The 26,246-nt window shown below is 40.7% G+C and carries 30 protein-coding genes; 8 read left to right on the plus strand and 22 right to left on the minus strand.

Going from position 1 to position 26,246, the window contains the following annotated elements; all coding sequences use genetic code 11:
* Positions 1–128 precede the first annotated feature (128 nt).
* From NCCP133_RS11415 to NCCP133_RS11430, 4 genes are all read right to left on the minus strand, one after another.
* Complete coding sequence (locus NCCP133_RS11415; RefSeq protein WP_264805101.1) at positions 129–1,079, minus strand: DMT family transporter; 951 nt, start codon at positions 1,077–1,079, stop codon at positions 129–131.
* A 296-nt stretch (positions 1,080–1,375) separates the two neighbouring features.
* Positions 1,376–3,211: an LTA synthase family protein gene (locus NCCP133_RS11420; RefSeq protein ID WP_264805102.1), complete on the minus strand. Its 1,836-nt coding sequence runs from the start codon at positions 3,209–3,211 to the stop codon at positions 1,376–1,378.
* A complete protein-coding gene (locus NCCP133_RS11425) occupies positions 3,198–4,796 on the minus strand; it encodes an aminotransferase class V-fold PLP-dependent enzyme (RefSeq protein WP_264805103.1) in 1,599 nt (532 codons plus the stop codon). The genes NCCP133_RS11420 and NCCP133_RS11425 overlap by 14 nt, the downstream gene beginning before the upstream one ends.
* 17 nt (positions 4,797–4,813) lie before the next feature.
* Complete coding sequence (locus NCCP133_RS11430) at positions 4,814–5,392, minus strand: glycerol-3-phosphate acyltransferase (RefSeq protein WP_264805104.1); 579 nt, start codon at positions 5,390–5,392, stop codon at positions 4,814–4,816.
* 471 nt (positions 5,393–5,863) lie between these two features.
* On the opposite strand from NCCP133_RS11430, the gene NCCP133_RS11435 reads away from it, so the two are divergent.
* The 5 genes from NCCP133_RS11435 (at position 5,864) to NCCP133_RS11455 (ending at position 10,796) form a co-directional block, all read left to right on the plus strand.
* A complete protein-coding gene (locus NCCP133_RS11435) occupies positions 5,864–6,610 on the plus strand; it encodes a metal ABC transporter ATP-binding protein (protein WP_264805105.1) in 747 nt (248 codons plus the stop codon).
* Positions 6,610–7,467 (plus strand): metal ABC transporter permease, encoded by an 858-nt coding sequence (locus NCCP133_RS11440; protein WP_264805106.1) that lies wholly within the window; start codon positions 6,610–6,612, stop codon positions 7,465–7,467. Before NCCP133_RS11435 ends, NCCP133_RS11440 begins: the two co-directional genes overlap by 1 nt.
* 84 nt (positions 7,468–7,551) lie before the next feature.
* The gene (locus tag NCCP133_RS11445; protein WP_264805108.1) at positions 7,552–8,496 is read left to right on the plus strand and encodes a metal ABC transporter substrate-binding protein; all 945 of its coding nucleotides are present in this window, start codon (positions 7,552–7,554) and stop codon (positions 8,494–8,496) included.
* A 775-nt stretch (positions 8,497–9,271) separates the two neighbouring features.
* The gene (locus tag NCCP133_RS11450) at positions 9,272–10,084 is read left to right on the plus strand and encodes a hypothetical protein (RefSeq protein ID WP_264805110.1); all 813 of its coding nucleotides are present in this window, start codon (positions 9,272–9,274) and stop codon (positions 10,082–10,084) included.
* Between the two features lie 196 nt (positions 10,085–10,280).
* A complete protein-coding gene (locus NCCP133_RS11455) occupies positions 10,281–10,796 on the plus strand; it encodes a sigma-70 family RNA polymerase sigma factor (RefSeq protein ID WP_264805111.1) in 516 nt (171 codons plus the stop codon).
* Between the two features lie 539 nt (positions 10,797–11,335).
* On the opposite strand, the gene NCCP133_RS11460 is transcribed toward NCCP133_RS11455, so the two are convergent.
* The 9 genes from NCCP133_RS11460 to NCCP133_RS11500 all read right to left on the minus strand — a co-directional run bounded on the left by NCCP133_RS11460 (position 11,336) and on the right by NCCP133_RS11500 (position 19,001).
* Positions 11,336–12,409 (minus strand): NAD(P)/FAD-dependent oxidoreductase, encoded by a 1,074-nt coding sequence (locus NCCP133_RS11460; protein WP_264805112.1) that lies wholly within the window; start codon positions 12,407–12,409, stop codon positions 11,336–11,338.
* The gene (locus NCCP133_RS11465; RefSeq protein WP_264805191.1) at positions 12,410–12,745 is read right to left on the minus strand and encodes a (2Fe-2S)-binding protein; all 336 of its coding nucleotides are present in this window, start codon (positions 12,743–12,745) and stop codon (positions 12,410–12,412) included.
* Positions 12,746–12,772: 27 nt separating this feature from the next.
* A complete protein-coding gene (locus NCCP133_RS11470; RefSeq protein WP_264805113.1) occupies positions 12,773–13,852 on the minus strand; it encodes an NAD(P)/FAD-dependent oxidoreductase in 1,080 nt (359 codons plus the stop codon).
* Positions 13,842–14,165 (minus strand): (2Fe-2S)-binding protein, encoded by a 324-nt coding sequence (locus NCCP133_RS11475; protein WP_264805114.1) that lies wholly within the window; start codon positions 14,163–14,165, stop codon positions 13,842–13,844. Before NCCP133_RS11475 ends, NCCP133_RS11470 begins: the two co-directional genes overlap by 11 nt.
* Before the next feature lie 16 nt (positions 14,166–14,181).
* Positions 14,182–14,982 carry an ABC transporter permease gene (locus tag NCCP133_RS11480; RefSeq protein WP_264805115.1) on the minus strand — a complete coding sequence of 267 codons (801 nt, stop codon included), beginning with the start codon at positions 14,980–14,982 and terminating at the stop codon, positions 14,182–14,184.
* Positions 14,979–15,896 (minus strand): ABC transporter permease, encoded by a 918-nt coding sequence (locus NCCP133_RS11485; RefSeq protein WP_264805117.1) that lies wholly within the window; start codon positions 15,894–15,896, stop codon positions 14,979–14,981. The genes NCCP133_RS11480 and NCCP133_RS11485 overlap by 4 nt, the downstream gene beginning before the upstream one ends.
* 6 nt (positions 15,897–15,902) lie before the next feature.
* A complete protein-coding gene (locus NCCP133_RS11490; RefSeq protein WP_264805118.1) occupies positions 15,903–16,973 on the minus strand; it encodes an ABC transporter ATP-binding protein in 1,071 nt (356 codons plus the stop codon).
* Positions 16,974–16,988: 15 nt separating this feature from the next.
* On the minus strand, positions 16,989–18,074 hold the full coding sequence (locus NCCP133_RS11495) for an ABC transporter substrate-binding protein (protein ID WP_264805119.1): 1,086 nt from the start codon (positions 18,072–18,074) through the stop codon (positions 16,989–16,991).
* A 207-nt stretch (positions 18,075–18,281) separates the two neighbouring features.
* Entirely contained in the window at positions 18,282–19,001 is a 720-nt protein-coding gene (locus NCCP133_RS11500) for a GntR family transcriptional regulator (protein ID WP_264805120.1), read from the minus strand.
* 121 nt (positions 19,002–19,122) lie between these two features.
* On the opposite strand from NCCP133_RS11500, the gene NCCP133_RS11505 reads away from it, so the two are divergent.
* The gene (locus NCCP133_RS11505) at positions 19,123–19,266 is read left to right on the plus strand and encodes a YvrJ family protein (protein WP_442874257.1); all 144 of its coding nucleotides are present in this window, start codon (positions 19,123–19,125) and stop codon (positions 19,264–19,266) included.
* A gap of 162 nt (positions 19,267–19,428) precedes the next feature.
* Here NCCP133_RS11505 and rbsK read toward each other — a convergent pair whose 3' ends face one another.
* The 9 genes from rbsK to NCCP133_RS11545 form a co-directional block, all read right to left on the minus strand.
* Positions 19,429–20,337: a ribokinase gene (gene rbsK / locus NCCP133_RS11510; RefSeq protein ID WP_264805121.1), complete on the minus strand. Its 909-nt coding sequence runs from the start codon at positions 20,335–20,337 to the stop codon at positions 19,429–19,431.
* A gap of 70 nt (positions 20,338–20,407) precedes the next feature.
* Complete coding sequence (locus NCCP133_RS11515; RefSeq protein ID WP_264805122.1) at positions 20,408–20,743, minus strand: rhodanese-like domain-containing protein; 336 nt, start codon at positions 20,741–20,743, stop codon at positions 20,408–20,410.
* A 30-nt stretch (positions 20,744–20,773) separates the two neighbouring features.
* On the minus strand, positions 20,774–20,965 hold the full coding sequence (locus NCCP133_RS21970) for an alpha/beta hydrolase-fold protein (protein ID WP_442874258.1): 192 nt from the start codon (positions 20,963–20,965) through the stop codon (positions 20,774–20,776).
* A gap of 182 nt (positions 20,966–21,147) precedes the next feature.
* Positions 21,148–21,486 (minus strand): hypothetical protein, encoded by a 339-nt coding sequence (locus NCCP133_RS11520; protein WP_264805123.1) that lies wholly within the window; start codon positions 21,484–21,486, stop codon positions 21,148–21,150.
* A 394-nt stretch (positions 21,487–21,880) separates the two neighbouring features.
* Positions 21,881–22,342 carry a hypothetical protein gene (locus tag NCCP133_RS11525; RefSeq protein WP_264805124.1) on the minus strand — a complete coding sequence of 154 codons (462 nt, stop codon included), beginning with the start codon at positions 22,340–22,342 and terminating at the stop codon, positions 21,881–21,883.
* Positions 22,343–22,354: 12 nt separating this feature from the next.
* The gene (locus NCCP133_RS11530; protein WP_264805125.1) at positions 22,355–22,798 is read right to left on the minus strand and encodes a DUF2243 domain-containing protein; all 444 of its coding nucleotides are present in this window, start codon (positions 22,796–22,798) and stop codon (positions 22,355–22,357) included.
* A gap of 164 nt (positions 22,799–22,962) precedes the next feature.
* Positions 22,963–23,163, minus strand: coding sequence for a hypothetical protein (locus NCCP133_RS11535; protein WP_264805126.1), 201 nt, complete (start codon positions 23,161–23,163; stop codon positions 22,963–22,965).
* 172 nt (positions 23,164–23,335) lie between these two features.
* A complete protein-coding gene (locus NCCP133_RS11540; RefSeq protein WP_264805127.1) occupies positions 23,336–23,599 on the minus strand; it encodes a hypothetical protein in 264 nt (87 codons plus the stop codon).
* A 152-nt stretch (positions 23,600–23,751) separates the two neighbouring features.
* Complete coding sequence (locus NCCP133_RS11545) at positions 23,752–24,579, minus strand: cupin domain-containing protein (RefSeq protein ID WP_264805128.1); 828 nt, start codon at positions 24,577–24,579, stop codon at positions 23,752–23,754.
* Between the two features lie 487 nt (positions 24,580–25,066).
* Between NCCP133_RS11545 and NCCP133_RS11550 the strand changes: the two genes are divergently transcribed.
* Together NCCP133_RS11550 and NCCP133_RS11555 are read left to right on the plus strand one after the other, a co-directional pair.
* Positions 25,067–25,303, plus strand: a complete 237-nt coding sequence (locus tag NCCP133_RS11550; protein WP_264805129.1) for a pirin-like C-terminal cupin domain-containing protein — start codon at positions 25,067–25,069, stop codon at positions 25,301–25,303.
* Positions 25,304–25,363: 60 nt separating this feature from the next.
* Positions 25,364–25,921 carry a nitroreductase family protein gene (locus tag NCCP133_RS11555; protein WP_264805130.1) on the plus strand — a complete coding sequence of 186 codons (558 nt, stop codon included), beginning with the start codon at positions 25,364–25,366 and terminating at the stop codon, positions 25,919–25,921.
* Positions 25,922–26,246 lie beyond the last annotated feature (325 nt).

Genomic DNA, 26,246 nt, shown 5'->3' on the forward strand with positions numbered 1-26,246 from the left:
ATTGCTTTTATTTTAACAACCGGAATAAATAAAACAAAATATAATGCTTAGTATGCACGAACATCGTGAATGGATTTCCCAGAGAGTGAAAAAGAAAAACCAGCCCCCATCAGATGGAGGCCGGCTCTCTAACTAACCCGCAAAGGTTCTTCCTTTTTAATCAATTCTGCGGTCTTTGCAGGCTTCTTCTTATTCAATGCCAATAATAAAATCATACCAAAAATACAGGCTGTCCCCATCCATTGGAAACTGCCAAACGGTTCTTTAAGCCAGATGACCGTAGTAAACACAGCTGCCAGTGGCTCAAGACTGCTTAATAGACTGGTTTCAGTTGGTGATAGGCTTTGCAAGCTTTCGATGTAGAACCAGAAAGCCAGCATCGTCCCAAACACGATCACAAACACTAAATAAAGGTAAGCTTCGAACGTTAAACTGCTGAACGCGATCTTCCATGGCGGATGGATCAAGCTTAAGAAAAATCCGCCAATCACCATTGCCCAGCCGACAACCACCAGCGAATCGTATTGTTTTAAAAGCGGTACAGCATATAGCGTATAGAAGGCTAACGCTGCCCCTGATAAAATCCCCCACATAATGGCCGGAAACGGTACCGAAAGCTGTGAGACCGAACCATTTGTAAGCAGAAAAAAGGAACCCGCAAGCGCAAGTACAACGATCACAAAGTCGTGCCGTGTGAATACCGATTCCTTTCGCAAAACCAGGTAAATGATAATCATCGCAGGCGCCAAATATTGCAGCAAAGTAGCTACGGCCGCATTTCCATGGTGAATGGATGCCATATATGTGTATTGAACGGCCAGCATGCCAAGGAGACCAAAGATTACAAGGCGCACTGCCGTTTTCTTATTTTTCCAAACTCCAAATACTTGCTTTCGTTCCTTAAGTAAAAATTGCAGAGCTAAAAGCAGAACACCTGCAAGAAGAAGGCGTATTGTTACAAGCCAATCAACATCGATTCCAAATTGCTGAAAAAGCTTTTGGGCCACAGTCCCGCCAACACCCCAAAAAGCAGCCCCCGCAATGACCAGCAATAACCCTGTTTTTCGAGAAGGTCCCATACCCATCGATCCTCCGTAAATGTTCATAATATGGTTATCATAAAGGAAAATTCAGTAAAATCATAGTCTGAATTTCTAGGGAGGATCTTGAAATGGATGCGTTACTAGATCTAATGCCTAATTTAGACCTATTCTACTTTTGAGGTTTTTTGGATTGGATATTTTGGGCACTTTGTTCCTCGGCCAACTTACTTCTCCAGCTTCATAAACAACCGTTCATGATAACTTTTCATCCTTTAACCCAGCAATTACGGCTTCATGAACCTTCCAAGAATAGCGACCTTTTTCAGTTTTATTCACTCCAAAAACCGCAGCAAATCCCCATTCACAATATCATCAGACAACCCCAGCTCTTTCCTGGCAATTTTTATGGAAGGTTCGCACTTACTTATGTCTACTTCTTCTTCAGTATCATTTCTAAAACATCTTCCTGCACTATAAAGATAGTCGTTCGCAATAAAGCTTCCATCCCTGAATACTACTGGATGATGAGGGTCGCGTGTGAACAGGTTTTGGGCAAAGCTGAAGTTTTCCTCTGGGTCAATTCCAAGCAGATGGAGAACTGTTGCTCTTATATCCACTTCTCCTCCAATATTGGAAAAAGTTTTGCCTTCCACACCTGGCACATGGATGATGACTGGCACACTTTGAAGCTTCATCCGATTAACCAGCTTATCTTCCTGATTCAGGAGTTCCAGCACGCCATGTTCATATTTATCTGAAATCCCGTAATGGTCTCCGTATAAAACAAACATTGTATTTTCATAGAGGCCTTTTTCTTTTAATTCCTGAAAAAATTTCTTAATGGCTTCATCCTGATATCTTACGGTTGTCACATAGCGATTGACCACCATTTCACTTGTGTCCGCTTCTGAGATGAATTGATCTTTTTCCTCCAGCAAAAATGGGAAGTGGTTGGTCAATGTGATAAATCTTGCATAAAAAGGCTGCTGTATTTTCTCCAAAAACGGAATGGACTGCTGGAAAAATGGGATATCCTTGATTCCATAGTTCACAGAGTTGTCATCGGTGACCGAATAATCAGCTTTTGAAAAATAACGATCATAGCCAAAAGATTTGTACATTGCATCCCGATTCCAGAAAGATGCGTCATTGCCATGGAAAACGGCTGCGTAATAATGACCCTTCGCCGACAAAATGTCCGGCAAACTTTTATAGGTATTATCTGTTTTCCTGACAAACGCTGATCCGCTCGATAATGGATAAAGTCCTGTATCCACCATGAATTCCGAATCGGAAGTTTTGCCCTGGGCAGTCTGGTCATATACATGGCTGAAATAGAAGCTGTCTTTAATCAGCGAATTTAGGAATGGGGTAATCTCATTCCCATTTACTTTCTGGTTAATAACAAAGTTCTGCGTTGATTCCATACTTATAAGGACGACATTCATACCATTCGCGGCGCCAAAGTAGTCAGAGGGCTTTTTCTCTATAGCCCCAACGTATTCTGCAGAAGCTTCAGCATCCGAAGCAGTTGCAAAAGCACGATTTAATGGCTGGAAAGCGGCAACCCCTATATCGAAGAGATGGTATTGATATAATCCGATATTTTTAACCAGCTGCAAGCGGTTATAAGACTCGGCAAAAAGATGAGGAACCTTCATCATTCCTAATCCAATTGTTCCAGCGACTAGAATAGCAGCGACCCCTCCATACACCTTTTTCACTCTGCTTGTAACAGCAAAAGCCGTTTTTACATTCTTCTTCATATAAATCAGCAAGAATAAAATAAGGTCGGCAAATAGCAGAAGATCCCACGGGCTAATGAGCTCAATTGTACTTGGCCCGATCCCGCCCACATTTTTAAATTGAAATAGGATTGGAACCGTTACAAAATCAGTATAAAACCGGTAGTAAAGCAAGTCTGCATATAGAACGCTGGTCAGAATCACCATCGTAAAAAAAATTGCACCAGGCTTCACCTTTTTCTTGAAATAGAAACTAATGCCAAGAATAATCATGATGGTACCGACGGGACTAAAAATCATAAATAAAACATCAAGCCAATTTTCAGCTGGTAAATTAAAGCCGATAAAAGACACGAGTACTGTTTTGGCCCAAATGAAAACGACTGCAAACCAGATTGGTGAAAACTTTTTAAACATATTCATACCGCTTTTCCTTTTTTTTTGCTAAAATTTCGCCCATCATATCGAGCCCTCTCATAACCTCTTCTTCTCCCTGCTCCCCCATAAGCGCAGCCTGGATCCAATTTCGTTCAAGAAGGTACCCGCTTTCATAGCTTAGTAGGATTCCCTTCTGTTTGCATTGATCGCCGAACTCCCTGCTTGATAAATTCATGGGCAATTGAATAGTAAGTATGCCAGGTGAATAAGAGGATTCACCAAGCAGATCGAAGCCGAACTCATTTAGCTTTCTTCTGGACTTTTCAGCCAGCATCTTTGTCTTTTCAAAGTCAACTAGATTTATGCTCTCATCTAGTGCGGAAATCAGATTGGATGAATGAGTATATGGGATGCTTTCGCAGTTTTCATACATTTTTAAATCCAAGTACCTTGGAACAGCATCGTTTTGCTTAATTTTTTCCCGGTGGAACACTATAGCAAGCCCCGGATAGGATCCAAGCCCTTTCCCGCTTACCGTCGATGCAAAATAGATGTTTTTAAGATTCAATGGAACGATGCCTGCTGTGCTGCACGCATCCACACATAGCTCGATCCCGTTTTGTTCACACAAATCCTGAATGGCATTGATGTCATACAGATAGCCTGTGGAGGTTTCACAGTGGACAGTCCAGATCCATTTTATAAGAGGATTTTTCCTGATTTCATGTTGGACTTCATACAAATCAATCGGTTCATTCCACTCTTTTTCAATCGTTTGAAAAGGCAGCTGAAACCTTTTTGCATGATCAATCAGACGGTAGCCAAATTCCCCATTTGCCAGGATCAGACCATCCCCTTTTAGTTGTGCAGCTACAAGGTCATTGGCAAGGGTTCCAGTACCAACCACTACTTCAGCAAAGGCAGCCCCAGTCATCTCACATAATCGGGAGCGCAAATTTTTCAAGCCGTTAATACATTCATCGCTTCGATGTGAAATGGCGTCCTTTGAAAAAGCTGCTTTCACCTTAGGATGAATGGGGACAGGTCCCGGCAGAAAAGAGTGGCTTTTGACCGGCTCTGAATTTTTGGCCATTAATCGTTCAAATGCCTTTGTGGAACGTTCAAAATTCTCTTTTGTCAAATACATGGGCTGAAACTGGGCATCTTCTGCTCCAGTTAAAGGCCCAAAAGGCAAAAAGCCCATCCGTTTATACAGTTTCAGCTGCCTGACAGTGCCCGAAATAAGGGCCATGGTATAATTTTTTTCCAGGCAATACGCTACAAGCTTTTCACAAAGCTGATAAAAAACACGCGTGCTTCGGTATTCCTTTTTAACAGACAGCAATCGCACTTCGCATGCTGCACCCTTAATAGGGAGATAGTCTTCCAGATTTTCAAGTTTATAGTCGAGCGAAAAAGGCCGTTTGGCACGAATGGCGATCATTCCGATAACCTTCTCGCCAGCCTTGGCAATAACATATGTATTTTCATCATGGAATTTATCAATTAATTGCTGTTCTGGATTTCCCTTATGCTGAGGAATCTCTTCAACAAACGTTTGATAGTTTAACTCATGGATTTGTCTAAGTTCATCCGGTTCGCATGCAATTTTATAGATGATGCTTTTCACGGTTTACCTCCTATGTCCTATGATTGAGCATGATGAAAGAAAAGTTGAGTATGTGAAATAATAACAATTAAAAGCAGCAGTAAAAGCCCTGCTGAGACAATGAATGAATCTCCAGTCATCCAGGCTGTAAAAGGAATTGTTGCCATAGAGAGAAAGCCTGCCGGCGTATATTTTCGAGTTAACAGATATATAACTCCCATTGTGAACCCCATTACGAGAATGGTTACCGGCTCAAGAAATAACGCAGCAGCCAAATAAACGACAACTCCTTTACCTCCATGAAAGCGAAGCTGGATCGGAAAAAGATGGCCTAATAGCAAGAACAGCGAACTGAGAATTAAAAAGATTTCTCTGCCATCACCCAATAGATTAGTAACGAATAAAGCGAGCCAGACTTTACACGCATCAACAGCCAAAGTCAGCAAAAAACCCTTCTTCCCCAAAGCTCTTCCGGCATTGGTCGCACCGGCATTCCCGCTCCCCATATCCCGAATATCCTTTTTTAAAAAGGATTTCACCACATAATAAGCCCCTGCTATGCTGCCCAATGCGTAAGAAACAATTACAACCAACAGGGCGGTCCAAACGTCGTTCATCCCACCTGCCCCCTCTTTTATTAAATAAAACGAACAAAAAGGGTAAAAAGTTTCATATTTTTACAAATTTACATTAAGTTTGAAGACGGCCAGCCATTTTTAAGGTGCTGTCAATGTTATTTGTGCTTGATGAACAAAGCGGGATAGCGATGGGTTCAGCTTTTAACCGAAAAATCAGCCAGTCTCCCCCTAATTTTACCATTAAACACATCATAATAAAGAAAATGACGCTTCAAAATTTTCTTTCTTATCTTCAAGCTCCCCTAAAATGTATGTCCAGCCCTTCTCCTGCCTCAAAAATAAGCCCATTAAAGATTTCAGTCAATTTAAAAAAATAATATTTTAGTGTTGACATTGTTTATCTATTGCATATAATTTGCATTAAGGCAAAACTTTTTTATTAATCTATAAATCTTGTCCAAAAGACGATAACTTGAATAAATTCAACTTATGAAAAAGGAGAGTATCACAATGAAGGAACCAGCTATCTCCATTAACGATTTACACGTTTCCTACTATGGAAATGAAGCTGTAAAAGGTGTGAGCTTAACCGTAAACAGAGGCTGCCTGGTGGGAATTATCGGCCCAAACGGCGCAGGGAAATCAACATTTTTAAAAGCTATGCTGAATCTTATCCCAAGGGATAAAGGCGAGGTAAAGGTGTTCGGGAAAACTTTAAAAGAAGTCCGCAAAAAGATTGCCTATGTACCCCAGCGCAATAACATTGATTGGGATTTTCCCATCACCGTTCTTGATGCTGTCTTAATTGGCACATATCCTCATTTAAAGCTGTTTCGCCGTCCAAAGAAAAAAGAGAAAGAATGGGCAATGGAATGCCTGCAGCGTGTTGGGATGCAGGATTTCAGCAAAAGACAAATTGGTGAACTATCCGGCGGACAGCAGCAGCGGGTCTTTCTGGCAAGAGCCCTCGCCCAGCAAGCAGATCTATTTTTTCTTGATGAACCGTTTGTTGGTGTGGATATATCCAGTGAGGAAACGATCATTAATATTCTAAAAGAGCTTTGCCTTCAAGGAAAAACAGTGATTGTCGTCCATCATGACCTTAGTAAAGCGAGTGATTATTTCCATCAGCTGATCCTGCTGAATAAAGAATTAATCAGCTTTGGAACGGTTGATGAGGTCTTCAAACAGGATGTAATCGAAAAAGCTTATAAAGGACAATTTGCTTTTATTAATGAAATGGGGGTGTCGGTGTAATGGCCTTTATTGATGCTGTCATGCAGTATAGTTTTTTGCAAAAAGCATTGCTGACTTCAATGATGGTAGGAATTATTTGTGGAGTCATCGGCTGCTTCATCATTCTCAGAGGAATGGCGCTGATGGGCGATGCAATCTCACATGCCGTGCTTCCGGGTGTCGCCATTTCCTATATGCTGGGAATCAATTTCTTCTTTGGGGCCGTTTTCAGCGGTGTGATAACCGCTGTGGCAATTGGTTTTGTCAGCCAAAATAGCCGGATTAAACATGATACCTCAATTGGCATCATGTTCACAGCAGCTTTCGCTTCCGGAATCATCATCATTACGATGCTAAAAAGCAGTACGGACTTGTACCATATTTTATTCGGAAATGTGCTGGCGGTAAGATCATCCGATATGTGGATCACCCTTGCGATTGGCTTAATTGTGTTAGCAGCAGTCTATCTTTTTTACAAGGAATTGCTTGTGACATCCTTTGACGAAACAATGGGAGCTGCCTATGGGCTGCCGGTGCGCATCATTCATTACTTCTTGATGACACTATTGACGATGGTAACCGTCGCTTCCCTGCAGACCGTAGGCATCATCCTGGTGGTCGCCATGTTAATCACCCCTGCTGCGTCTGCTTATCTGCTGACTGATCGGCTCTGGTTGATGATCTTCCTTGCAGCAGGCATTGGTGTTATTTCGTCCGTCGTTGGCCTCTACTTCAGCTTTACTTACAACTTAGCTTCAGGAGCAACGATTGTCATGGCAGCGACCGCGATCTTCGCACTTGTTTTCTTACTTTCTCCGAAGCATGGATTGATTTTGAAGGCTTTAAAAGTGAAAAAGAGAAGAGCATCTTTAGTTTAAAGCTCTGTAAAACTTGGGTGCTGCGATTTGCAATGGGCTTTAAAATAGCCCAGTCTAATAAAAGTGAATGGAAGTGAAAATTCAATGTTCAAAAAATGTATTCTTTTTTTAGCAGTTTCTGTTCTGGGCGTTTTGGTTCTGGCAGCATGCAGCAGTGATAAAGGCAATGGCAGTTCTTCAGCAGGAAATGAAAAAGTTCAAGTGGTGGCCACCTATTCCATTGTCTATGACATTGTTAAAAATGTAGGCGGCGATTTAGTGGAGATTCATAGCCTGGCTCCAATCGGCTCAAATCCGCACGAATATGACCCGCTTCCTGTGGATGTCCAGAAAACGACAGATGCAGACGCTGTCTTTTATAACGGCTTAAACTTGGAGGCCGGCAATTCGTGGTTTAATAAATTAATGGAAACAGCCGGAAAGGATGGAGAAGATGCTCCTGTCTTCCTTATGAGCAGAGGGGTTGAGGCGAAGCACTTAACAACTGAAGGCAATAAGGGCGAAGAAGATCCACATGCCTGGCTGGATATCCGGAATGGCATTAAATACGCTGAAAATGCAAGAGATGGTTTAATAAAAGCGGACCCGGAAAATAAAGAAATTTATGAGAAAAATGCAGAGGAATATATCGGGAAGCTGCAGGAACTGCATGAAGAAGCAGTGGCGCAGTTTAATGAAATTCCGGAAGAAAAACGTGTGCTGGTCACAAGCGAAGGTGCATTTAAATATTTCAGTGAAGCTTATGGTTTCCAGGCGGAATACATCTGGGAGATTAACCAGGAAAATCAGGGAACACCAGATCAAATAACAAGAATCGTAGATATTATTAAAGAAAAAGGTATTACAGGCTTATTCCTGGAAACGAGCATCGACCCGCGCAGCATGGAAGCCGTCTCCACTGAAACCAAGGTACCAATCATGGGAAAAGTCTTTACCGACTCTCTTGCAAAACCTGGCGAAGATGGCGATACGTACATCTCGATGATGGAATGGAATATGAAAACGATAAAAGAAGGTTTGTCTAAGTAGCTTATTTTTGCAGGCTGTAAAGGGTTTTATTCGGATTGACTAGACATCTTCTGATTTGTTTTTTAGTTGGATGAGGAACTATTCTTTTTGAGCTGTTCCCTTCCACTTAGCATTTTGACTATTAAAGGCATGTTTCATTCCGATTTGTGCCCTCCTCTCAGCCTTTTGCCTGTGAGGGGCACGATCTGGGATGATGACCGCTTTCGGTCTAAATCTGTCAATTAAACGGCCGATTGTTCTAAAAGACAGTTAAGCAAACTCCCAGGCAAGAGAACCAGCCCGGTTGTAAAGGCTGCGATGACCAAAGTCCACTCCAATCCTCATCTTCGCCCCTACTATAAAAAAACAGGTTTTTGATGTCAATCTGGTTGACTTTTTAAATGCCAAAGAAGGTTACAAAATGTATGGCAGGAGTAACTTTCATCCTCAACCTTTGCTGCAAATCCGCACCATTCACAAACATAGAAATCAGCCGTCTTATCCCCCTCCCTCTCTCATGCGGTTCCTTATAAAGGATAATCATTATCAATAATTAAAAATAGTATAGGTGAAAATGATTATCATTGTTATGAATGTTCAATGCTATCTTAATTCCTTTAATGCATTGGCGACCTTTTCCCCAGCCGCCATACTTTTTGCGGCTTCATGAATTAAAAGGGACATCTTTTACAAATCTACTTTAATACTTCACCATTTCGACACAATTCCCTAAAAGTCACCCTGACCTTTCCTTCCGCTCAACTGTATATAGAAAGTGAAAGGGTGGTGCATTTAGATGAATTTAAAATCAGGCAGTGTTAATCAATTTGAACAGTTTTCCCAGTTTGAGAGTCTTAGGGAGTTTAATACCCATATGGAGATGTGGCTTGCGGTTAAAAAAGATCAGTTTTCGAAGGGGGAGCTTGTGGGATTAAAGAGGCTGGCCCGTTTTGCAGCTAAGGTTCCGGGAGTGTCCAATGCGAAGATTGGCATGATATTAAAAGCGATTCACGAAGAATTTAACAGAAACGGAATTTCCCGCTCCACGTTTAAAAGAATGATTGTAAAAGCGGCAGAGTTAGGCATCTTTACTGTACATGAAACAGAAAGAAAAAACGGATCACAGTCCAGCAACTTATACGTGTTCAATCCTTTTCCCAAGTGTGAACCACCAAAGGAGAAAAAATTGGACCGCCCTAATAAAACAATCAATCTTTCTAAAACTACTAAAAATCAAAAAAATAATAAACGTAACGAAACCGAACTCGACCACACATTTACAAGTGATCGTGTTCCAAAATCATTTACGGATGTGGTTAAATACTTTTTTCCTGATGCAAAGCAAATTGAAGAGTTTTGGAGAATGACTGCTTTGGCAGCCTATAAAAATAACCGGGATCAAGACCAAATAGCATTACTTGACACAGCCATTCACTCCTTTAAACAGCTGATCCGCAAAATGAAAACCAGCAAAGTTACAAAACCAATCGCCTACTTCTACGGCATATTGAACAAAAAACTGGAGGAGCTTTACTATGAAGACTTGTTTGAATTGGGCTTCTCAGGAAAGCAAGACGACTTGTCTCTAAACTTTTTTTACAAAAAATAAAAAAAGTGGATTTTTCCCGAAAATTTCCGATTTTACCCCAAAAATTCGAAAGTTTGGTATCCAAACTGGGTAGTTTTGGGGGTAAATTACCCGAAACTCGACTTTTTTTCAATTCGCAAAAAATTTCAATTCCCGCTATTTTAAAGCTACCCGGGAATACTTAAAGAGAGCGCGCTGTCCAGAAGGAATTTTAAATATGGAGAGCTTTGAGCAAATTGCAGTCCAATTTGAACCAATGATTCATAAAGTCATGAACAGTTTGAGCATTTATAAAAACAGGGATGAATTCTATCAGCTTGGTCTGATCACACTATGGAAGGCTATAAAAATGCATGAGCAGGAGAAAGGTCATCTCCTGCCCTATGCCTATAGTTTTGTGAAAGGGAAAATGATGTACGAGCTGACAAAACAAGCAAACCAAAACGCCAGACACATCTATCCTGCAGATGAATTCTGGGAAGTGATCGAGGAGCCTGCTGAACCCAGCCGTGCCGACCTAATCCTCCAAGAACTGCTGTCAAACTGCCGGACTTTAACAGCCAACCAAAGAAAATGGCTGGAGTATACCCTATGTGATCAACTAACAGTAAGGGAAATTGCGGATAAAGAACAAGTCTCCCAGTCAGCAGTCAAAAACTGGCGCCAGGGAGCCAGGGTGAAATTGAAAGCGTTTTATGAGAATAGCGGCAAACTGAAAACTCTTATTTCATAAAACCATGATCAAATACCAGTATCCATGTAAAATTTTCCTTTTACAATACCAGGCATTTTGGCTGCTTCAATCCTTCTTTCCTTCATGACATGCATTTCATGCAATATTCCTGATTACTTTTCATTTGTTTTAATAGATTTCTCATAAGAGCATTTTATAACAATAAAGTCATTGTAAATTGAAATTTTTCAATTTCTTCAGATCCTAAATTCAAGACGAAATAATAACATTTACCGGCCAAACTAGGCCAATTACTGAAAGATTAATTAAAAAAATACAGCAAAACGATGATTTCCACCTGACAAACGTTAGTTTTTTCAGCTTTGAGAATTAAACCTACTCATTTAATAGCCAACTTACTAAATTAATAAGCTGGAATCAGTTAAACTTTCATCTCTCTTAACTGTAATTCCTCTTATGAATAAATGCGCATATTATTTCGTCCATGTTCTTTACAAGTCTGTGCTGCAGTACAACTCACTTTAAAAATTACAGATAATTAAAAGTTATAATACTATAACTAAATTTTATCTTTCGGTTTATCCAAACCTGCTTAATGAATATCGGTCAATCGGAATAGAGGTTTCCCCATCCATTATTAGCTCTGTTAATAGGGTTCCGATTAAAGGAGATAGTGTCACACCACTATGAGTGGCTGCAACATAAAGATTTTCAACGTCAGGCACTTTTCCTAAAATCGGAAATCCATCCTCAGGCATTGCGCGTATTCCCGAAAAAGCGCGGACGATTTTCGATTTTCTTAATGCCGGAACATACCGTACTGCCATATTCGCTGTTTCCTGTATAACATCTAATGTGGTTGCACGGTTAAATCCAGCTTGTTCCATAGAGTATCCCATTAACACTTCACCATTGTTTGCCTGCCTTAGTCCGCTGATTGTAAAGTTAAGAAACGGTTTTAATGGTTCCGATACGAGTATCTGCCCTCTTAACTGATTAACCGGAATCTTTATCCCAAGCATCTCCCCTAATTCCCGTGACCAAGTACCACCAGCAAGAACGAGATTTTTACATACATACGTTGCCTGATCAGAAATTACTAAAAATTTCCCATACTGCTGCTTAAGCTCAGTAACTTTATTGTAAGTAGAATAATGAACTCCATTTCTTTTCGATGCCCTCATATACATGTCAATCAGCCGAAATGGATTTACGTTTCCGTCGATGGAACTATAGGTAGCCCCAGCAACTTCCGGGTTCATAAAAGGTTCTTTTTCGAGTACTTCTTCTCTTGATAACACTTTAATTTTAATGCCTATTTTTCTGTAAGATTCCGCAAGCTGCTTTGCTTTTTCCCGGTCACTTTCATTGAAAAAAGGTGAGAGTCCGCCTGTGCGCTTGTATTCAATATCACCAATTTTTTTTGATAAATATGGATAAAGTTCAGCACTGTACATATTAAATTCTGCATACCAGGAAGGAGTTTTATTATGTACCCATACCCAGGCCTGAGTAGAACCGGAAGTGCCTGACATTGGGAATTTTTTATCGAGGACAAGTACACCTTCTTTATATCGCTCAGAAAGATGATAGGCAATTCCATTACCAACTACGCCTCCTCCAACTACAATTGTTTCATAGTTTGTTTCCACTCATCTCACCTCCCCATCCTCTATTTCGACTTCATCCAAAACTGATTTGACAGCGGAAAAGGCCGTGCTATTTGTTGCTAATGTTTCAAGCTTAATTGGGGAAAGCGGCATTCTCATCCTGGGCAAAGGAATCTCAGAAAAAGGAATACCTGTATTTTTATGGATAATCCCTGCCACTAAACCTGTGCAAATTTTTGCCTGGCATGGACCCATCCCACAGCGGGTGAGCCTTTTGACATCATCAAAAGTCCTGCCTCCATGGCCAATGACTTCTTCAACTTCTTCCAAACTGATTTCTTCACATCTGCAAATGATCGTTGTTTTATCCAATTTCATCACCTTCTAATCTCTTTTTCTATCAGCCTAAGAGATAAATTGATCCTTCAGTACTGGGGTATCAAAGTCTTGAATATGCCTTGTTCTTCCTTCCCATACATCTTTTTTCTCCAATAGCTCAAGCTCTTTCCATAAGTCTTTCTTTATGTCCTCTGCTTCATTCCTCTTGATTGCCTCCAGTTCTGTACATACACTGATTCCGGCAATCATACCAGTCAAGATTAAAGCCCCTTGATCACTGATGCCAGCAGCATTTCCTGCTAGAAATATATTTTCCCTGTCTGTCTTAAAATCCTTATTATATTGCGGGACCCATCCTCCAAGCGTCTCCTGGTATCCAAAAGCACATCCAAGCTGGTAAAACGAATCAAGAATCGGCGCTCGGCCCCCATCAAGACATACAACATCAGTCTTTACAGTTAAGACCTCTCCGGTAAACTCAATATCAATTTCTTCCACCTGTCCATTTCCTCTTGCTTCTTTTACATCACTATTAAAATAAAAAGGAATTCCCCTGGTTCTCAACTCATTCAATTTATCCTGGTCACTTGAGGAAGCATGAGGTTTTTTCTCAATAATGCCTTTTACTTCCACACCGACCTCTAATAACTGCAAAGCTACGTCCAAAGCAAAATCACTTGATCCAATAACCACTGCACACTTGCCAGGCTTCACAAAATCACGGTTAACCAGTGTCTGCGCAGCACCAATCGTCATGATTCCCGGAAGAGTCCATTTTGGGAAAGCTACTGCCTTTTCAGCTGCACCGGTTGCCACTACAAGCTTTTTTGCTTTTATCGGAAAAACATTTTCTTCATCGGTAATTCCGACACTTCCATCTGCATATAGCCCGATAACACGGTGATTCAAAAGGGGTCTCACTGTAAAATCATTTACCTGCTTTGTTAATTCACCTGCCAGTTCAAATCCGCGTATAGGCTGAAAAATAGACGGCAGAGGCCGGATCAGCTGCGTTTGCTGGCATAACTGACCGCCAAGTGTAGAGGATTCATCAACAATTGTGACATCCAATCCCCTTGATGCTGTTTCAATTGCTGCCGCAAGACCTGCCGGGCCGCCGCCGATGATTAGAACTTCAGTCTCCATCCTGTCTCCTCCTTACCTCGGGGTCTTCTAGATTCGGAAATACATTCATTCCTTCTTCAATCTTAGTCATACAGGTACGTACATGATCTTCACCGTTAACCGTCATATAGCAGCTGTAGCATCGCCCGCGAGAGCAAAAAAGGCCTCTGGATTGGACCAGCTTTCTGCTTAATCCAAATTTTTTTACACCATTAGCCATTAATGCAGCCGCAACCGTCTGCTGTTTATAAGCCTTATACGGCTGATTGTTAAAGTAAAAAGTTACAGACTCCTGGAGCTGGTTACCAAGGACGGGATGTTTCTCAATATGCATAAAAGCCACCTCTTAGTTAATTTTTCGAGGAAAACACTTTTCCCACGCCTAGTACTCTTTCAATCACTACCATTAACACGACAGTAAATAGAATCATAATGCTCGATACGGATGTAATAATCGGATCATACTGATATTGCATGTAAGTATAGATGCGCACCGGCAGTGTGACAACGTCTGTACTGACAATAAATAGCGCAACAGTTAAATCATCAAAGGATGTAATGAAGGCAAAAATTGTCCCTGCAATAACGCCTGATTTAATAATCGGGAGAGTGATTTGAAAGAATACCTTAAATGGCCCTGCTCCCAGGTTCATAGCTGCCTGTTCGATTGAGCGGTCAAACCCGACTAGACTTGCAACCACAAGACGCATCACGAAAGGCACAGTTAATATAATATGCCCCAGTATTAACGCAATTGGACTGGCAGCTAACCCAATCCACGAATAAAACTGCAAAAGTGCTACCCCAAACACGACTGAAGGGATTAAAAGAGGCGATCCCACTAATTGAACAATTGCTGTTTTCCCTCTAAACTGGTGACGGACAACTGCAAGAGAAGCCAGGGTTCCGATGGCTGTTGCAATGATAGCAGTTCCAAAAGCAACGATAATACTTAACGTAAAAGACTGCATAAATTCCGGGTGTTCTACCAGTTCTGTATACCACCTGAGTGTCAGCCCTTTTGGCGGGAACACAATGTATTCAGTTGTCGTTAAGGAGGATAGCAATACAACAACAATGGGTGCCAGCAAAAAGACATAGACTAATACACAAACAAAGTTAAAGATATATTTCGGCAGCCTCTTACTCATTGTATTGCCACTCCTTTCTCTGATTTGGCAAGTATTTTACTGTAAGCGATAATGGTAATCGTAGCAATTAGAATCAATAGGAAACCAATGGCGCCTCCATAAGGCCAGTTAAGCATAACGGCTACTTGTTCATATGTTAAGTAGGACATGAGTTTCACCTGTGGGCCACCCAAAATGGCAGGTGTGACAAAGGAGCTGACGCTTAAGCTGAACACCATAACAGATCCGGCAAAAACGCCTGGCAAAGTCAGTGGAAGCAAAATGGAAAAGAAAGTTCTGAAGGAGCTGGCCCCGAGATTTTGAGAGGCTCTGATGACAGAAGGGTCAATTTTCTCAAGGGAACCTATGATGCTTAACACCATGTATGGAAAGAGAACATGCACCATACCAATAACAACACTTAGTTCGGTATATAAGAGAGTTAACGGTTGATCAATCCAGCCTAGCTTTAAAAGTGTATTATTGACGACACCATTATTGTTAAGCAGAATTACCCATCCATAGCAGCGGATAACCATGCTGATCAATAAAGGCGACAACACGAGCAGAGTGAAGTAATTTCTAGCCCTCCCCTTTGATTTGGAAATCTGAAAAGCTACCGGATATGAAATAATAATCGTTATCAAGGTAGTTAATAGAGCAATTTTCACAGTCCGCCAGACAACTCCCAGATAAAAGGGATCCGACATGAATTTGATGTAATTTTGAAGTGTCCATTCATTTCCTATCCCTGTGCTGGCATCAAATGTTTTAAAGCTAGTAATAAATAGGAAAAACAAAGGAAGCAGAAAGAAAAAGATGAAGATTCCAAGTGTAGGCAGCAATAACAGCCACGCATCAATCCGTTTCTTAATAAGATTTTTTTTCTTCTGCTGAAGCAATAAGTCATGTTCTGTTCCGATTCCTGCTTGCATTCATTTTCACCTCACTATTCTAGAAGGCAGCAGATCTTCAGGATTCCAATAAGTATAGACGCTGTTTCCTTCTTTTATTTGGGTCGGATTCAAGACTGTATTTGATATATCCGCAACAAGATGCTTGTCCTTCACTTTTAAAATATATCTTGTCTTTGCACCCAGGAACATTTTTCTCTCCACTGTTGTTTGAAAGGTTTCAGGATTGGACTCAGTTAGCGAGATTTGTATTTTCTCAGGCCTAATAAAAAAGTGAACCACCGAATTCTTCTCAGATGGCACTGAAACAATTTGTTCATTGCCAAAAAAGTGCATTTTGCTTTTCTTGTTATCATATGTTTCCAGTACTTTTCCCTGAATGTGGTTTACTTCGCCAATAAACTGAGAAACAAAGTCTGTCTTTGGATGATTATAAATGCTGGCAGGGTCATCAACCTGTTCAATTCTTCCCTCATACATAACGGCGATCCGGTCTGATATCGCGAGTGCCTCTTCCTGGTCATGAGTGACAAAGATCGTAGTAATGCCGACTTGTTTTTGGATTTCTACAATTTCTTCACGCATTTCCTGGCGCAGCTTTGCATCAAGATTGCTTAAAGGCTCATCCAGGAGCAGCACTTTTGGCTTAATAACCAGGGCTCTCGCAAGTGATACCCTCTGCTGCTGTCCGCCAGAAAGTTCTTTTGGATAACGCTTTTCATAGCCTGATAACCGAACCATCTCCAACGCTTCGAGTACTCGCTTGTTTATTTCATTTTTCTGTACCTTGCGAAGCTTAAGCCCATAAGCCACATTGTCAAAAACCGTCATGTGCGGAAACAATGCATAATTTTGAAAAACCATTCCCATCTCTCTTTTATTTGGGGGAAGCAGGTGAACGGGCTTGCCGTCCACCTCAATCTTACCGCTGTCCACTTCCAGAAAACCGGCGATCATGTTTAAAGTAGTGGTCTTCCCACACCCTGAAGGTCCCAAAAAGGAGACTAGTTCCCCTTTTTGGATATCAAGACTAAGTTTTTTAACTACTTCTGTTTTGTTAAAAGTTTTCACTACATTTTCAAGGCTTAAGTAACTCATCTTTTCCCCTCTTTCTTAATGGGCTACTTCGATTTCTTTATTGGCCCGTTCTGTCCACTCTGCTCGTTTTGCATTTACAACTTCCCAATTTACTTTGATCAATTTTGCAATCTCGTCTTCTCCATAAACGACCTTATCTACGATATCTCCTTCAAGCTTTACGTTTTTATTTACTGGACCATCGAAAAGAGAATTAGCGAAAAGAAGCTGTGCCTCTTCATCGAGTACAAAATTAACAAATTCCTGTGCAAGATCGGCATTAGGGGCATCTTTTACAACACTGACCGTTGGCATTAATGCAGGGACACCTTCATCTGGAATAACATATTCAATCGGGAATCCAGTATCTTGCAGCGTGAACACACGACTGCTTCCCCAAGCACTTGCGACTGTCTGCCCCTGCATAAAGTAGTTGGATACATCTGCTGTTTTATCAAAAGTCACTGCGTTTTTTGCAATTTCTTTTAATTTTTCAAAGCCTGGTTCAATATTTTCTTCACTTCCTCCATTCGCTATTGCAGTCATCAAAAGGAAATGAACACCGTACGTATTCGCTATAGATGGCAATACAAGTTTTCCTTTGAACTTAGGGTCAGCCAAATCATTCCAAGATGTCGGCGGCTCCCAGCCATTCTGTTCAAAAGTCTCTTTGTTATAGGCCAACCCTGTTGAAATGATCCCAAATCCTACGCCGACATTGTCTTTGTCCTTCGCAATATCATAGACATCTGCCAGATTCGTAACAACATTTTCATCTAATGTCGCCAGCAATCCAAACGCCTTCGCCTGTGCTTGCGGACCATCATCCAGGAAAGCTACATCAATTTGAGGATTATCTTTTTGGGCTTGCAATTTCGATAAAGTATCAACAGAACTTCCAGTAATGTATTTCACCTTTACGCCATGCTCTTTTTCAAATTTTGGTATCAGTACTTCCTTCATTTTTTGTTCATAGCTGCCTCCATATGCCGCTAAAACTAGTGTCTTCCCATCGTTTTTTCCTGATCCTTCATCTTTAGAACTTCCAGTTTGGCTGCTGCACCCTGCTGCAATGACAAGTAACAAACAAAGCAATACAAATAGATAAGCTTTCTTTTTCATTCTTCATTTCCCCCTCGCTAATTTTTGTATACCTGCACAAAAGGAGCAGTTCTCTGATGAAGATTCAATTTTAACTCAATCCCCCCTTTTTGATGGAATCAATCTATATAAATGATTGACTATTTACAATATTCAGTTATTAGTTTTTAAAATATAATATTATAACTTTATATCTTTTATGTTTATAAAAGGTCCTCTCAAAAAAGATTATAATTGGACCTCAGTATAATAAACCTCTTTATCGTCGCGAATGTAAAACTTTGAGTATTCAATAATGTCTTCTTGCTTCGTATAAGTAATCCGTTCCCATTCAAAAACTGCAGTGCCCTGTTCAATTTGAAGGAGTCTAGATTGGTGGATAGGAAGAATATATGGTCTAATAAAAACTTTGGCTCTTCCAAGTGAAATATGGTATTTGTTTTTTAATAGGTTGAAGATGAGGTCATTATTAATATCAGCTGGTGTAAGACTAGGGCATCGATCAGCAGGCAGGTAGGTATACTCTAGTGCGACTGGATCATTGTTTTCTATTTTTAATCTTTCAATTTTTATTACTTCATCATCAGGATCAATTCTAAGTTTCTGGGCAATTTCAGAGCCTGCTGTTTCATATTTAAAACTAAGTATTTCATGGGGATGCTCGTGATCAGAATTGGTGGAAAGAGATATAATCGAGTTAAGGTCCTGTTCCTTTGCAGCTCCTGAAACAAAAGTACCCTTCCCTCTTTGCCTGAAAAGATAACCCTTATTCACAAGCTCAATTACTGCTCTTTTTACAGTGATAGTACTGACATCGAAAAGATCTGATAGTTCCTGTTCAGTCGGAAGCTGGCTTCCAACTTCCCACTGTCCTGAAATGATTTTTTCTTCTAAAATCTTCTCAACTTGTCTATAGAAAGGTATATGTAATCTTTTATCTATCTGCATTTTGTTCTCCCTTTATTAAATATAATGTTATAACTTTATATTATTTAATAATTTAACCGTTTTAAATTTAATTGTCAATATTTTTTGAAAATTAAATTAAAAAAAGAACAAGAACTAAGGTTTGCATAATCTAAGTTGGTTCACAAAAATCACATGTGAACTTTTCCCGATTGTCGTCACGTTTTTTCTGCTAAACCGAATCGAAGCCAAACTCGATGTAGTGGTGTCGTCAATCCAGGGATTGCCGGATCGGTTGAAGAAATAAGAGCAATGTACCTTCCCTTGTTTATAGGAAGGTATGAAGATCGAATAAGTTTCTTATTAGGTTAATAGGCGACCATATCATTAACTATCTTTTTGACTGATAATGCTACATTTTCGTCGGTAATCTCCTTGATTAAAACTGCATACCAAGCATTTTTCTGCGTTAATCCCTTTGACCTTCTGCTTTCCTCATTGCTGCATCCATTTCGCCAGCATTCGGCATTCCCGTTTGCGCTCCCATCTTGGTGACTGAAAGCCCTGCGGCCAGGTTTGCATATGTTAAAGATTCTTTTACATGTTTGGTTTTTGCATATGACACAGCAAAGGCACCATTGAAGGTATCTCCCGCTCCAGTTGTATCCACTGCCTGCACAGGAAAAGCTGGAATCGTTATCTTTTGGCGATCTTCCAGATATTCAACTCCCTCTTCCCCTTTTGTTATGATACTTTTTGCAGCAAGCAGCTCCTGTTCCTCTTCAGTGCCTGATTCGGATAAAAGCTGCTTAAATTCGCCCTCATTGGGAGTTAAAAATGAAACCATTTCAATTAATCTCAATGACAGCTTTTGATAGGGAGCTGGGTTCAGTACAATCGGTATTTTGTGCTGGTGCGCAATTTCTGCTGCTTTCATAACGGACTCGATGGGGATTTCCAGCTGCAGCAGAAGAAGATCACTTTCTTTGATTTGAGCTTCGTGCCTCATCACCCACTCGGGAGTTACTTCATGATTTGCTCCCGGTACGACAATAATGCGATTGTCATTTCCGGAAATCGTTATCGAGGCAATTCCCGTTTCTTTCCCCTCTGTAATCTCCACTTTTCCCTCTTGAATTCCTTCTTTCCTCAACAATTCCTTTAGCTGTTTTCCAAAAGTATCATTCCCTACCTTCCCAACCATAAAAACATCAGCACCCAACCTTGCTGCAGCTACTGCCTGATTAGCCCCTTTGCCTCCTGGAAAAGTAGAAAAAGATTGGCCTGTGAGCGTTTCACCTTGAGTGGGTACCCTCTCTGTCACGGTAACTAAATCCATATTTAAACTTCCCAGAACGGTTATAATCGGTTTTCTCATTTCATGGCCACCTTAATTCTATAAAAATAGGGCCTTATTTGGGCCCCTTCTGTTATGTATAAAAATATGGTTACTTAGTTAATGTATTTTCCTTCCATGCAGTCAAACCTCCTTCAAGCAAGGTAACATGATAGTCTTTTTCAGCGAGGATAGACGCACATTTTCTTGCTGAGTTTCCGGTTGTACAGGTAATAATGATCTCTTTGTCAGCAGGCAAAGCGGAAAGAAGTTCATCCGCATTCTGTTCTTCCAGGCTAAAAATATCGGTTTTTGGTATGTTCACGCTTTGAATATTGGCGTCTTGAATATGTTCGTTGAGATACTTTTCCTCAGCCCTGACATCAAGGACAAAGACCTTTTCATTTTTAATTTTTTCCTTTAATTCATGTGGGGTGATGGTATTCATTAATAGTCACCTCTTTTTCTTTTCATTTTATCACATTCTTAATATGGATGTATGCATTCCCAGGGATTCCCCGCCAACCGCCTCTTCAAGGCCGAAAACATTTTGGCCGTCATGCATATATAAGACCGGGTATCTCTTAGTGCTTCCTTCGTAACATCCTGGCAAGTAAACTCGTATTATTCTTTCCTTATTAAACAATTGAATAGTAAGGCTTTTTAGCATTTTGTTCACCCGTACCTTTTATAAAAATAGTACAATATATCTTTTCCATAAAAAAACACAATCCCTTTTTTAATGGACTGCGTTATCTCATAATTGAATAATAGCAATTACAGCGATTTCACCGCCATCATGACAGAGATTTGACCACGAAAAAAAAGGCCCTATTAAAGGCCTAAAATGGATTAGCGAGGCACATCGATTGGTGAAAGTGCACAAATACAGCGGCAATCTACTATAAAATCCTGTGCTGCTGGCTGTGGAACTTGAACACCTATTGGCACTTGCATATCAAAAGTAAAGTGTGCACAGCAAGTTTCACGATTAAAATATTTAAAGGTAAATACAGTACCAAGACTCAGATTAGCTGAATCTAAATGCAAGAATTCTTTAGTTCCAGCAAGCAATAGGTAAAACTGATCGCCTCTATCAGCACGATTTAAGATGCTGCATGCACAACCATCACAGCCAGTTTTTTTAGATTCCATCGGACTCGTGCATCCGCCTTTCTTGGAGCCCATCATAATGTCACCCCCTTACTACTATCATATTTCTGAAATTCCAATCGGACAGAGTTTTAATCAAAAACTTTGTAAAATAAGGAATTTACCTATTGCTTGTTGATCTTTTTTTATAATCCTTCCATTTATTTAAATATCAACAAAATAAAAGTTCAGAGAAGGGTTTCTCTGAACTTTTGTATAAAGGCATTTTTAATGTAAAAAGCAGTTCTCCCTAAAGACCTTCATGGCCCCGCTTTCTTTAGAGGTTTTAAACAGTTCACCATTGGGTATCCATTCCTATCCTTATGCCCATTTACAATAAAGGTAAAGTCGGTTTTTTCTATCCTAGAAGTTAATGAATTAGAAAATTCGATAGATTTTAATGAAAAAAAGAAACGCTGCTGCAAGCACCTATTCAGTCTACTTTCACAATCATCCCAGATTGAATCGGTTTCCCTTTGTACGTTAATACTCCGTGATTGTTCGAATTGAGTGTTACTTTTATTTCATTCTTTCCTTTTTTTAAGGAGTCCAAATGATAATACTCTCCGTATAAACGAGTGACCTTTTCCCCATTTATGTATAAATGGGCATGGCCTTCGTTAAAGCTGGGTTCCATCTCACCCGCTTTTTCCGGCGCAAAAGAAAATTGTTGCGTCTCCACTTTCAAAAGCCATGTGCCGGAGGGGTCTAGAGTCACACGAATGTTCACACTCGGCACTTCATATCCTTCTGCCATTTCAACTATCCCATGTCCGCTGTGCATATTGGACGCACCAGCAGGTAAATGGTCCTTATGCGGATTTTGACTTGTATAATAAAAGAAGAACCCTAAAAAGAGGACAAGGAAACTTAAAAAACTCTTGAATTTTTCCACTTAAAAGCCTCCTTATGCCGCTTTTTCCATCCGCTTGATCATCAAACCAATGATCACAAGCGCCAGGCCAATTGCTAAAAATGCCAAATCGTACGCCAAAGGATTCTCAGCCATCGCTCTCACGCGATGGACTTGCAGGATATGATGGTCAACAATCCCCTCAACGAGATTGAAAGTGCCGCCGCCTATGAAAATACCGCCAATAAAGATTTTCCAGCTGTCTCCAAGTTCATTTTGCCGGGCATCTGTAAAAATTTTCATCGCGCCCCAAATCAGCTTTGCTGAAAATAAAGCCGTAAATAAGCCATCCGTAAAAATCTCAAGCTTTAGATTCGGGCTAAGTATCATATGGTGCCATTGCAGCAGCTGATGAAATAAGATCCCATCAATTGCCCCGACTAGCCCCAAGCCAAGAATAAAACCCGCTACAAATAAATTTTTGTTTTCCTTTTTCAACGAAGCACCTCTTAAAAATTCGTGGTACTTCGAGTAGTGCCCAATTAAAGAAGAATTTATACGTTTCTCTGTAAAATTTCTAAAAGGAAGAGTTCCTAAACTAAACCTAGAAAACAGCAAAAAACTCAGAGGTTTCACTCTGAGCGTCTTTCTGGCACATTTATTTAGGTTTTATTAACATTTGCCTTTTTCTGTGCCTGCCAGGTGTTGATCATACTTGGAACTCCTGCTAGCAGACTGACCATAAAACTCCACATCGCATATCGCCAATCTCCGGTATAGAGGGATACACCAATAAAGAATAGCAGCTGCCCCACAAGTGCAAACCAGGAAACGATCCAAGCAAACTTTAAGTTTGCTTTCATTTGCCCCACCCCTTTTTCAATGATTATAAATTCGATTTTGTACAGCCGGTAATGGAAAGAATAAGCAAAGAAGAAGCAATTAGAAGGGTAAATAATTTCTTCACACCTACACTCCTTTCTATTTAAACCTACGAATCACCTCCATAATAGTTTCAAAATTATGTAAATAAAATCAAAAAGGCAGATCATCCTTGATCACCGGCTGAATTTTCTTGACCAGATCCGTAATATTGTTTTGTTCATTCCAGGTCACCTTTTCAATAACGGTTTCCCTGTGGCCAGTCTCGTTCAGCTGCTGCTGAATCCATTCATATGCAACGATGCTGACGGCAAAATCAGCATCAGCCCTAAAATCTTGATCCCGAACGTAAAACTCGCCTCGTCTCATGCCCCTGCACCCCTCAATATTAAGAACTGTCTCGATAATTACCTTCATGTCACACCTCAAAAATTGTTTTTTCTTCATTATAGAACATATATTCGCTTTTATCAAAGCTAATACGATCCAAAATAAAATAACTAAGCAAAAAACGAAAAAAGATGAGGAAAAGTGACAGATCCGTGCCCATCATTGCCTCATCCAATTGGTTAATGGTGCTCTTCTTCAGCAGCCAGTGCATCTGCTTTTGTTTGATGAACGGTACCGAACGGATGCTGCGGGGGTGCATAGATCGAGTAGAGTTTTAGCGGTTCATTGCCAGTATTAATGAGATTATGCCATTTGCCGGCAGGGATGATAATCGCAAAATCATCAGAAACTTTTCTTTCAAAATCTAAACGGGCTTTGCTGTCGCCCATCCGAACAATGCCTTCCCCTTGTTCCAAACGCAGGAACTGATCCAAATCAGGGTGAATTTCCAAGCCGATATCCTCTCCCACCCCGATGCTCATTAACGTGAGCTGCAAATGCTGCCCAGTCCATAAGGCTGTCCGGAACGTGCTGTTTTTCGTCGTAGCTTCCTCAATGTCGATGACAAACGGCTGCGGGCCAAAATCCGTAATCCTGTTATTTAAGGAAACTAATCGATGGGCATTTTGCTGTTCGCTTGATTGAGCCCAGCGGAAAACATTTCGAATTTCAGGCATTTGTGTAAGCATGGCGCTTTGCTGATACTCCTGGTACCCTTCCAGTTCCGTTTTGTAAGCCTTCTGCAGCCCTTCCCGGTAATTCAGAATGGATACGTGGTCAATTTGATACTCTGGCTGCGTGCCTGTCAGACTGTAATAAAGATTGCTTAATTGTGTTAAATGGGCTTTCTTTCCGTCCATGGCATAATGAATATAGCTTTTATGCTCCAGATTTGGCGCAAGATCTGCTAACTGCCTATACAGCTCCTGTGCAGTGGCTTCTCTATTTATACCACGAAGAATGGCATCACATACCTGCTGGAACTGATCCTGATTGCTTCTTAACATATTTGAGTAATACACCTGTGAATTCCCGTGCGGGTAAAAAGGATAGGAATACGCATATGGATTATAAGACAAACTGGTCATTCCTTTCGCTGTTTTCTATAGACATCATATGCCTATGCGCAAGGAATGTACTTTGTTTACCGATCTATTTGTTGAGTCCCTTACCGATAAAAAATGAAACAGCAAGGGGCACTCTTAATGTTATTAAAATGCTCTCACATTCATCTCTCCGCAAGCTTTGCCAATCTTGTAAAAACCGGAATTTATCCACAAAGTGAGGAACATTGAATTTTTTATGCAAATATGCTCTAATATAAGTGAGTTCTTATGTTTTTAAATACCGATAGTTGTCATATCAACTATCTAATTATATAAATGATATTTATGCTGAAATATATTATTCTAAGGCCCATTTGCATGGAAAAGAGGAAACGCACAACGCCTTTCTATATGTCCTCTCCGGCAATATGGATTTTGCGCCAATGGGGTGAATTTAAAGAAACATGGTGTTGCCACATTAACCTATAAGGATGATGGCGAGAGTCATACCAGTGAATTCATGATAAAGGCAAACAGCAGACGTTCAAAAGTGCTGGTCTATTCTGGCACAACATTTAAAGAAGAAATTATGCCATACGGACCGTTTGTCATGAATACAATGGAAGAAATCAAACAGGCCTACCGTGACTTTCATTCAGGAAGATTTAGACCGTCTGCTGTTTGATCGAAAGAACGAAGTAAAAGTCTCCCGTGAATACGAACGATCTAAAAAGGAGGAAATTGTATGGATGTACTAGAAGCCATTAAATCAAGGCGCAGCTTTGGGCTTGTAAAAGATGAATCCGTACCCAATTCCGTTATTGAGCAAATTTTAGAAGCGGGATCATGGGCGCCAAGCCATTATCGTACAGAACCATGGCGATTTTTTGTCCTCATGGGGGATGGCAGGAAAAAGCTTGGAGAAGTCCTTTGTAAAATTGCGAAAAAGAATGGGGAAACCGATCCGCAAAAATTGCAGAAGGTCATGGAGAAGCCGTTTCGGGCACCGGTCGTGATCGCAGTAGGAGTTGAACCGAGCGACAACCCTAAAGCCATCGAGCTGGAAGAATACGGCGCAGGATTTGCGTGCATTCAAAACATGCTGCTGACTGCCCACAGCCTTGGCCTCGCAGGATTTTGGCGAACCGGAAAGCCGACATACGCCCCGCTGATGAAGGAATTCTTCGGTTTGTCCGAAAAAGGGGAAGTCCTGGGATTCCTGTATTTCGGCTACCCTAAAAAAGCATTGCCAGAAGGAAAACGGAAGCCTTTCCAGCCAGTAACCAAGTGGATTAAAGAATAGGAAAGGAAGAGCATGCCCGGCATGCTCTTTCGTTTATTTAATATAGACAAGTACAATCAGTGCTGCCTATAGTCTGACAGCAGGCCCTTGTCACTTGTTCCGTTCCAGGGAGGTTTCCGTCACATTGCGGCAGGCAGCTTTAAAATACTTTGCAAACGAAAAAATGGGGCAGATCATTCGGCACTTAGGTGCATCTTGCCAGCGAAATTGACTGCTGACTGCCAAGATTAAGCGAAATACAGCTAAACCAATCATTTCAGCTTAAGCAATCTTTCATTTATCGGTCAAAATCGTAATTTTATCGGATAAATTAGGCAGTTTAACG

It is taken from the genome of Cytobacillus sp. NCCP-133, from assembly GCF_026011715.1.
Taxonomy (GTDB): domain Bacteria; phylum Bacillota; class Bacilli; order Bacillales; family Cytobacillaceae; genus Cytobacillus.

Bases quoted from the DNA above. Each gene is read 5' to 3' on its own strand.
- NCCP133_RS11420 (WP_264805102.1), bottom strand. From the start codon at position 3,211: ATGAATATGTTTAAAAAGTTTTCACCAATCTGGTTTGCAGTCGTTTTC.
- NCCP133_RS11465 (WP_264805191.1), bottom strand. From the start codon at position 12,745: ATGAAATTGGATAAAACAACGATCATTTGCAGATGTGAAGAAATCAGT.
- NCCP133_RS11475 (WP_264805114.1), bottom strand. From the start codon at position 14,165: ATGCATATTGAGAAACATCCCGTCCTTGGTAACCAGCTCCAGGAGTCT.
- NCCP133_RS11480 (WP_264805115.1), bottom strand. From the start codon at position 14,982: ATGAGTAAGAGGCTGCCGAAATATATCTTTAACTTTGTTTGTGTATTA.
- NCCP133_RS11555 (WP_264805130.1), top strand. From the start codon at position 25,364: ATGGATGTACTAGAAGCCATTAAATCAAGGCGCAGCTTTGGGCTTGTA.
- NCCP133_RS11445 (WP_264805108.1), top strand. From the start codon at position 7,552: ATGTTCAAAAAATGTATTCTTTTTTTAGCAGTTTCTGTTCTGGGCGTT.
- NCCP133_RS11440 (WP_264805106.1), top strand. From the start codon at position 6,610: ATGGCCTTTATTGATGCTGTCATGCAGTATAGTTTTTTGCAAAAAGCA.
- NCCP133_RS21970 (WP_442874258.1), bottom strand. From the start codon at position 20,965: ATGCTAAAAAGCCTTACTATTCAATTGTTTAATAAGGAAAGAATAATA.
- rbsK (WP_264805121.1), bottom strand. From the start codon at position 20,337: ATGAGAAAACCGATTATAACCGTTCTGGGAAGTTTAAATATGGATTTA.
- NCCP133_RS11545 (WP_264805128.1), bottom strand. From the start codon at position 24,579: ATGTTAAGAAGCAATCAGGATCAGTTCCAGCAGGTATGTGATGCCATT.
- NCCP133_RS11455 (WP_264805111.1), top strand. From the start codon at position 10,281: ATGGAGAGCTTTGAGCAAATTGCAGTCCAATTTGAACCAATGATTCAT.
- NCCP133_RS11520 (WP_264805123.1), bottom strand. From the start codon at position 21,486: ATGATGGGCTCCAAGAAAGGCGGATGCACGAGTCCGATGGAATCTAAA.
- NCCP133_RS11535 (WP_264805126.1), bottom strand. From the start codon at position 23,163: ATGAAAGCAAACTTAAAGTTTGCTTGGATCGTTTCCTGGTTTGCACTT.
- NCCP133_RS11435 (WP_264805105.1), top strand. From the start codon at position 5,864: ATGAAGGAACCAGCTATCTCCATTAACGATTTACACGTTTCCTACTAT.
- NCCP133_RS11430 (WP_264805104.1), bottom strand. From the start codon at position 5,392: ATGAACGACGTTTGGACCGCCCTGTTGGTTGTAATTGTTTCTTACGCA.
- NCCP133_RS11500 (WP_264805120.1), bottom strand. From the start codon at position 19,001: ATGCAGATAGATAAAAGATTACATATACCTTTCTATAGACAAGTTGAG.
- NCCP133_RS11490 (WP_264805118.1), bottom strand. From the start codon at position 16,973: ATGAGTTACTTAAGCCTTGAAAATGTAGTGAAAACTTTTAACAAAACA.
- NCCP133_RS11415 (WP_264805101.1), bottom strand. From the start codon at position 1,079: ATGGGACCTTCTCGAAAAACAGGGTTATTGCTGGTCATTGCGGGGGCT.
- NCCP133_RS11485 (WP_264805117.1), bottom strand. From the start codon at position 15,896: ATGCAAGCAGGAATCGGAACAGAACATGACTTATTGCTTCAGCAGAAG.
- NCCP133_RS11470 (WP_264805113.1), bottom strand. From the start codon at position 13,852: ATGGAGACTGAAGTTCTAATCATCGGCGGCGGCCCGGCAGGTCTTGCG.
- NCCP133_RS11495 (WP_264805119.1), bottom strand. From the start codon at position 18,074: ATGAAAAAGAAAGCTTATCTATTTGTATTGCTTTGTTTGTTACTTGTC.
- NCCP133_RS11515 (WP_264805122.1), bottom strand. From the start codon at position 20,743: ATGAATACCATCACCCCACATGAATTAAAGGAAAAAATTAAAAATGAA.
- NCCP133_RS11450 (WP_264805110.1), top strand. From the start codon at position 9,272: ATGAATTTAAAATCAGGCAGTGTTAATCAATTTGAACAGTTTTCCCAG.
- NCCP133_RS11540 (WP_264805127.1), bottom strand. From the start codon at position 23,599: ATGAAGGTAATTATCGAGACAGTTCTTAATATTGAGGGGTGCAGGGGC.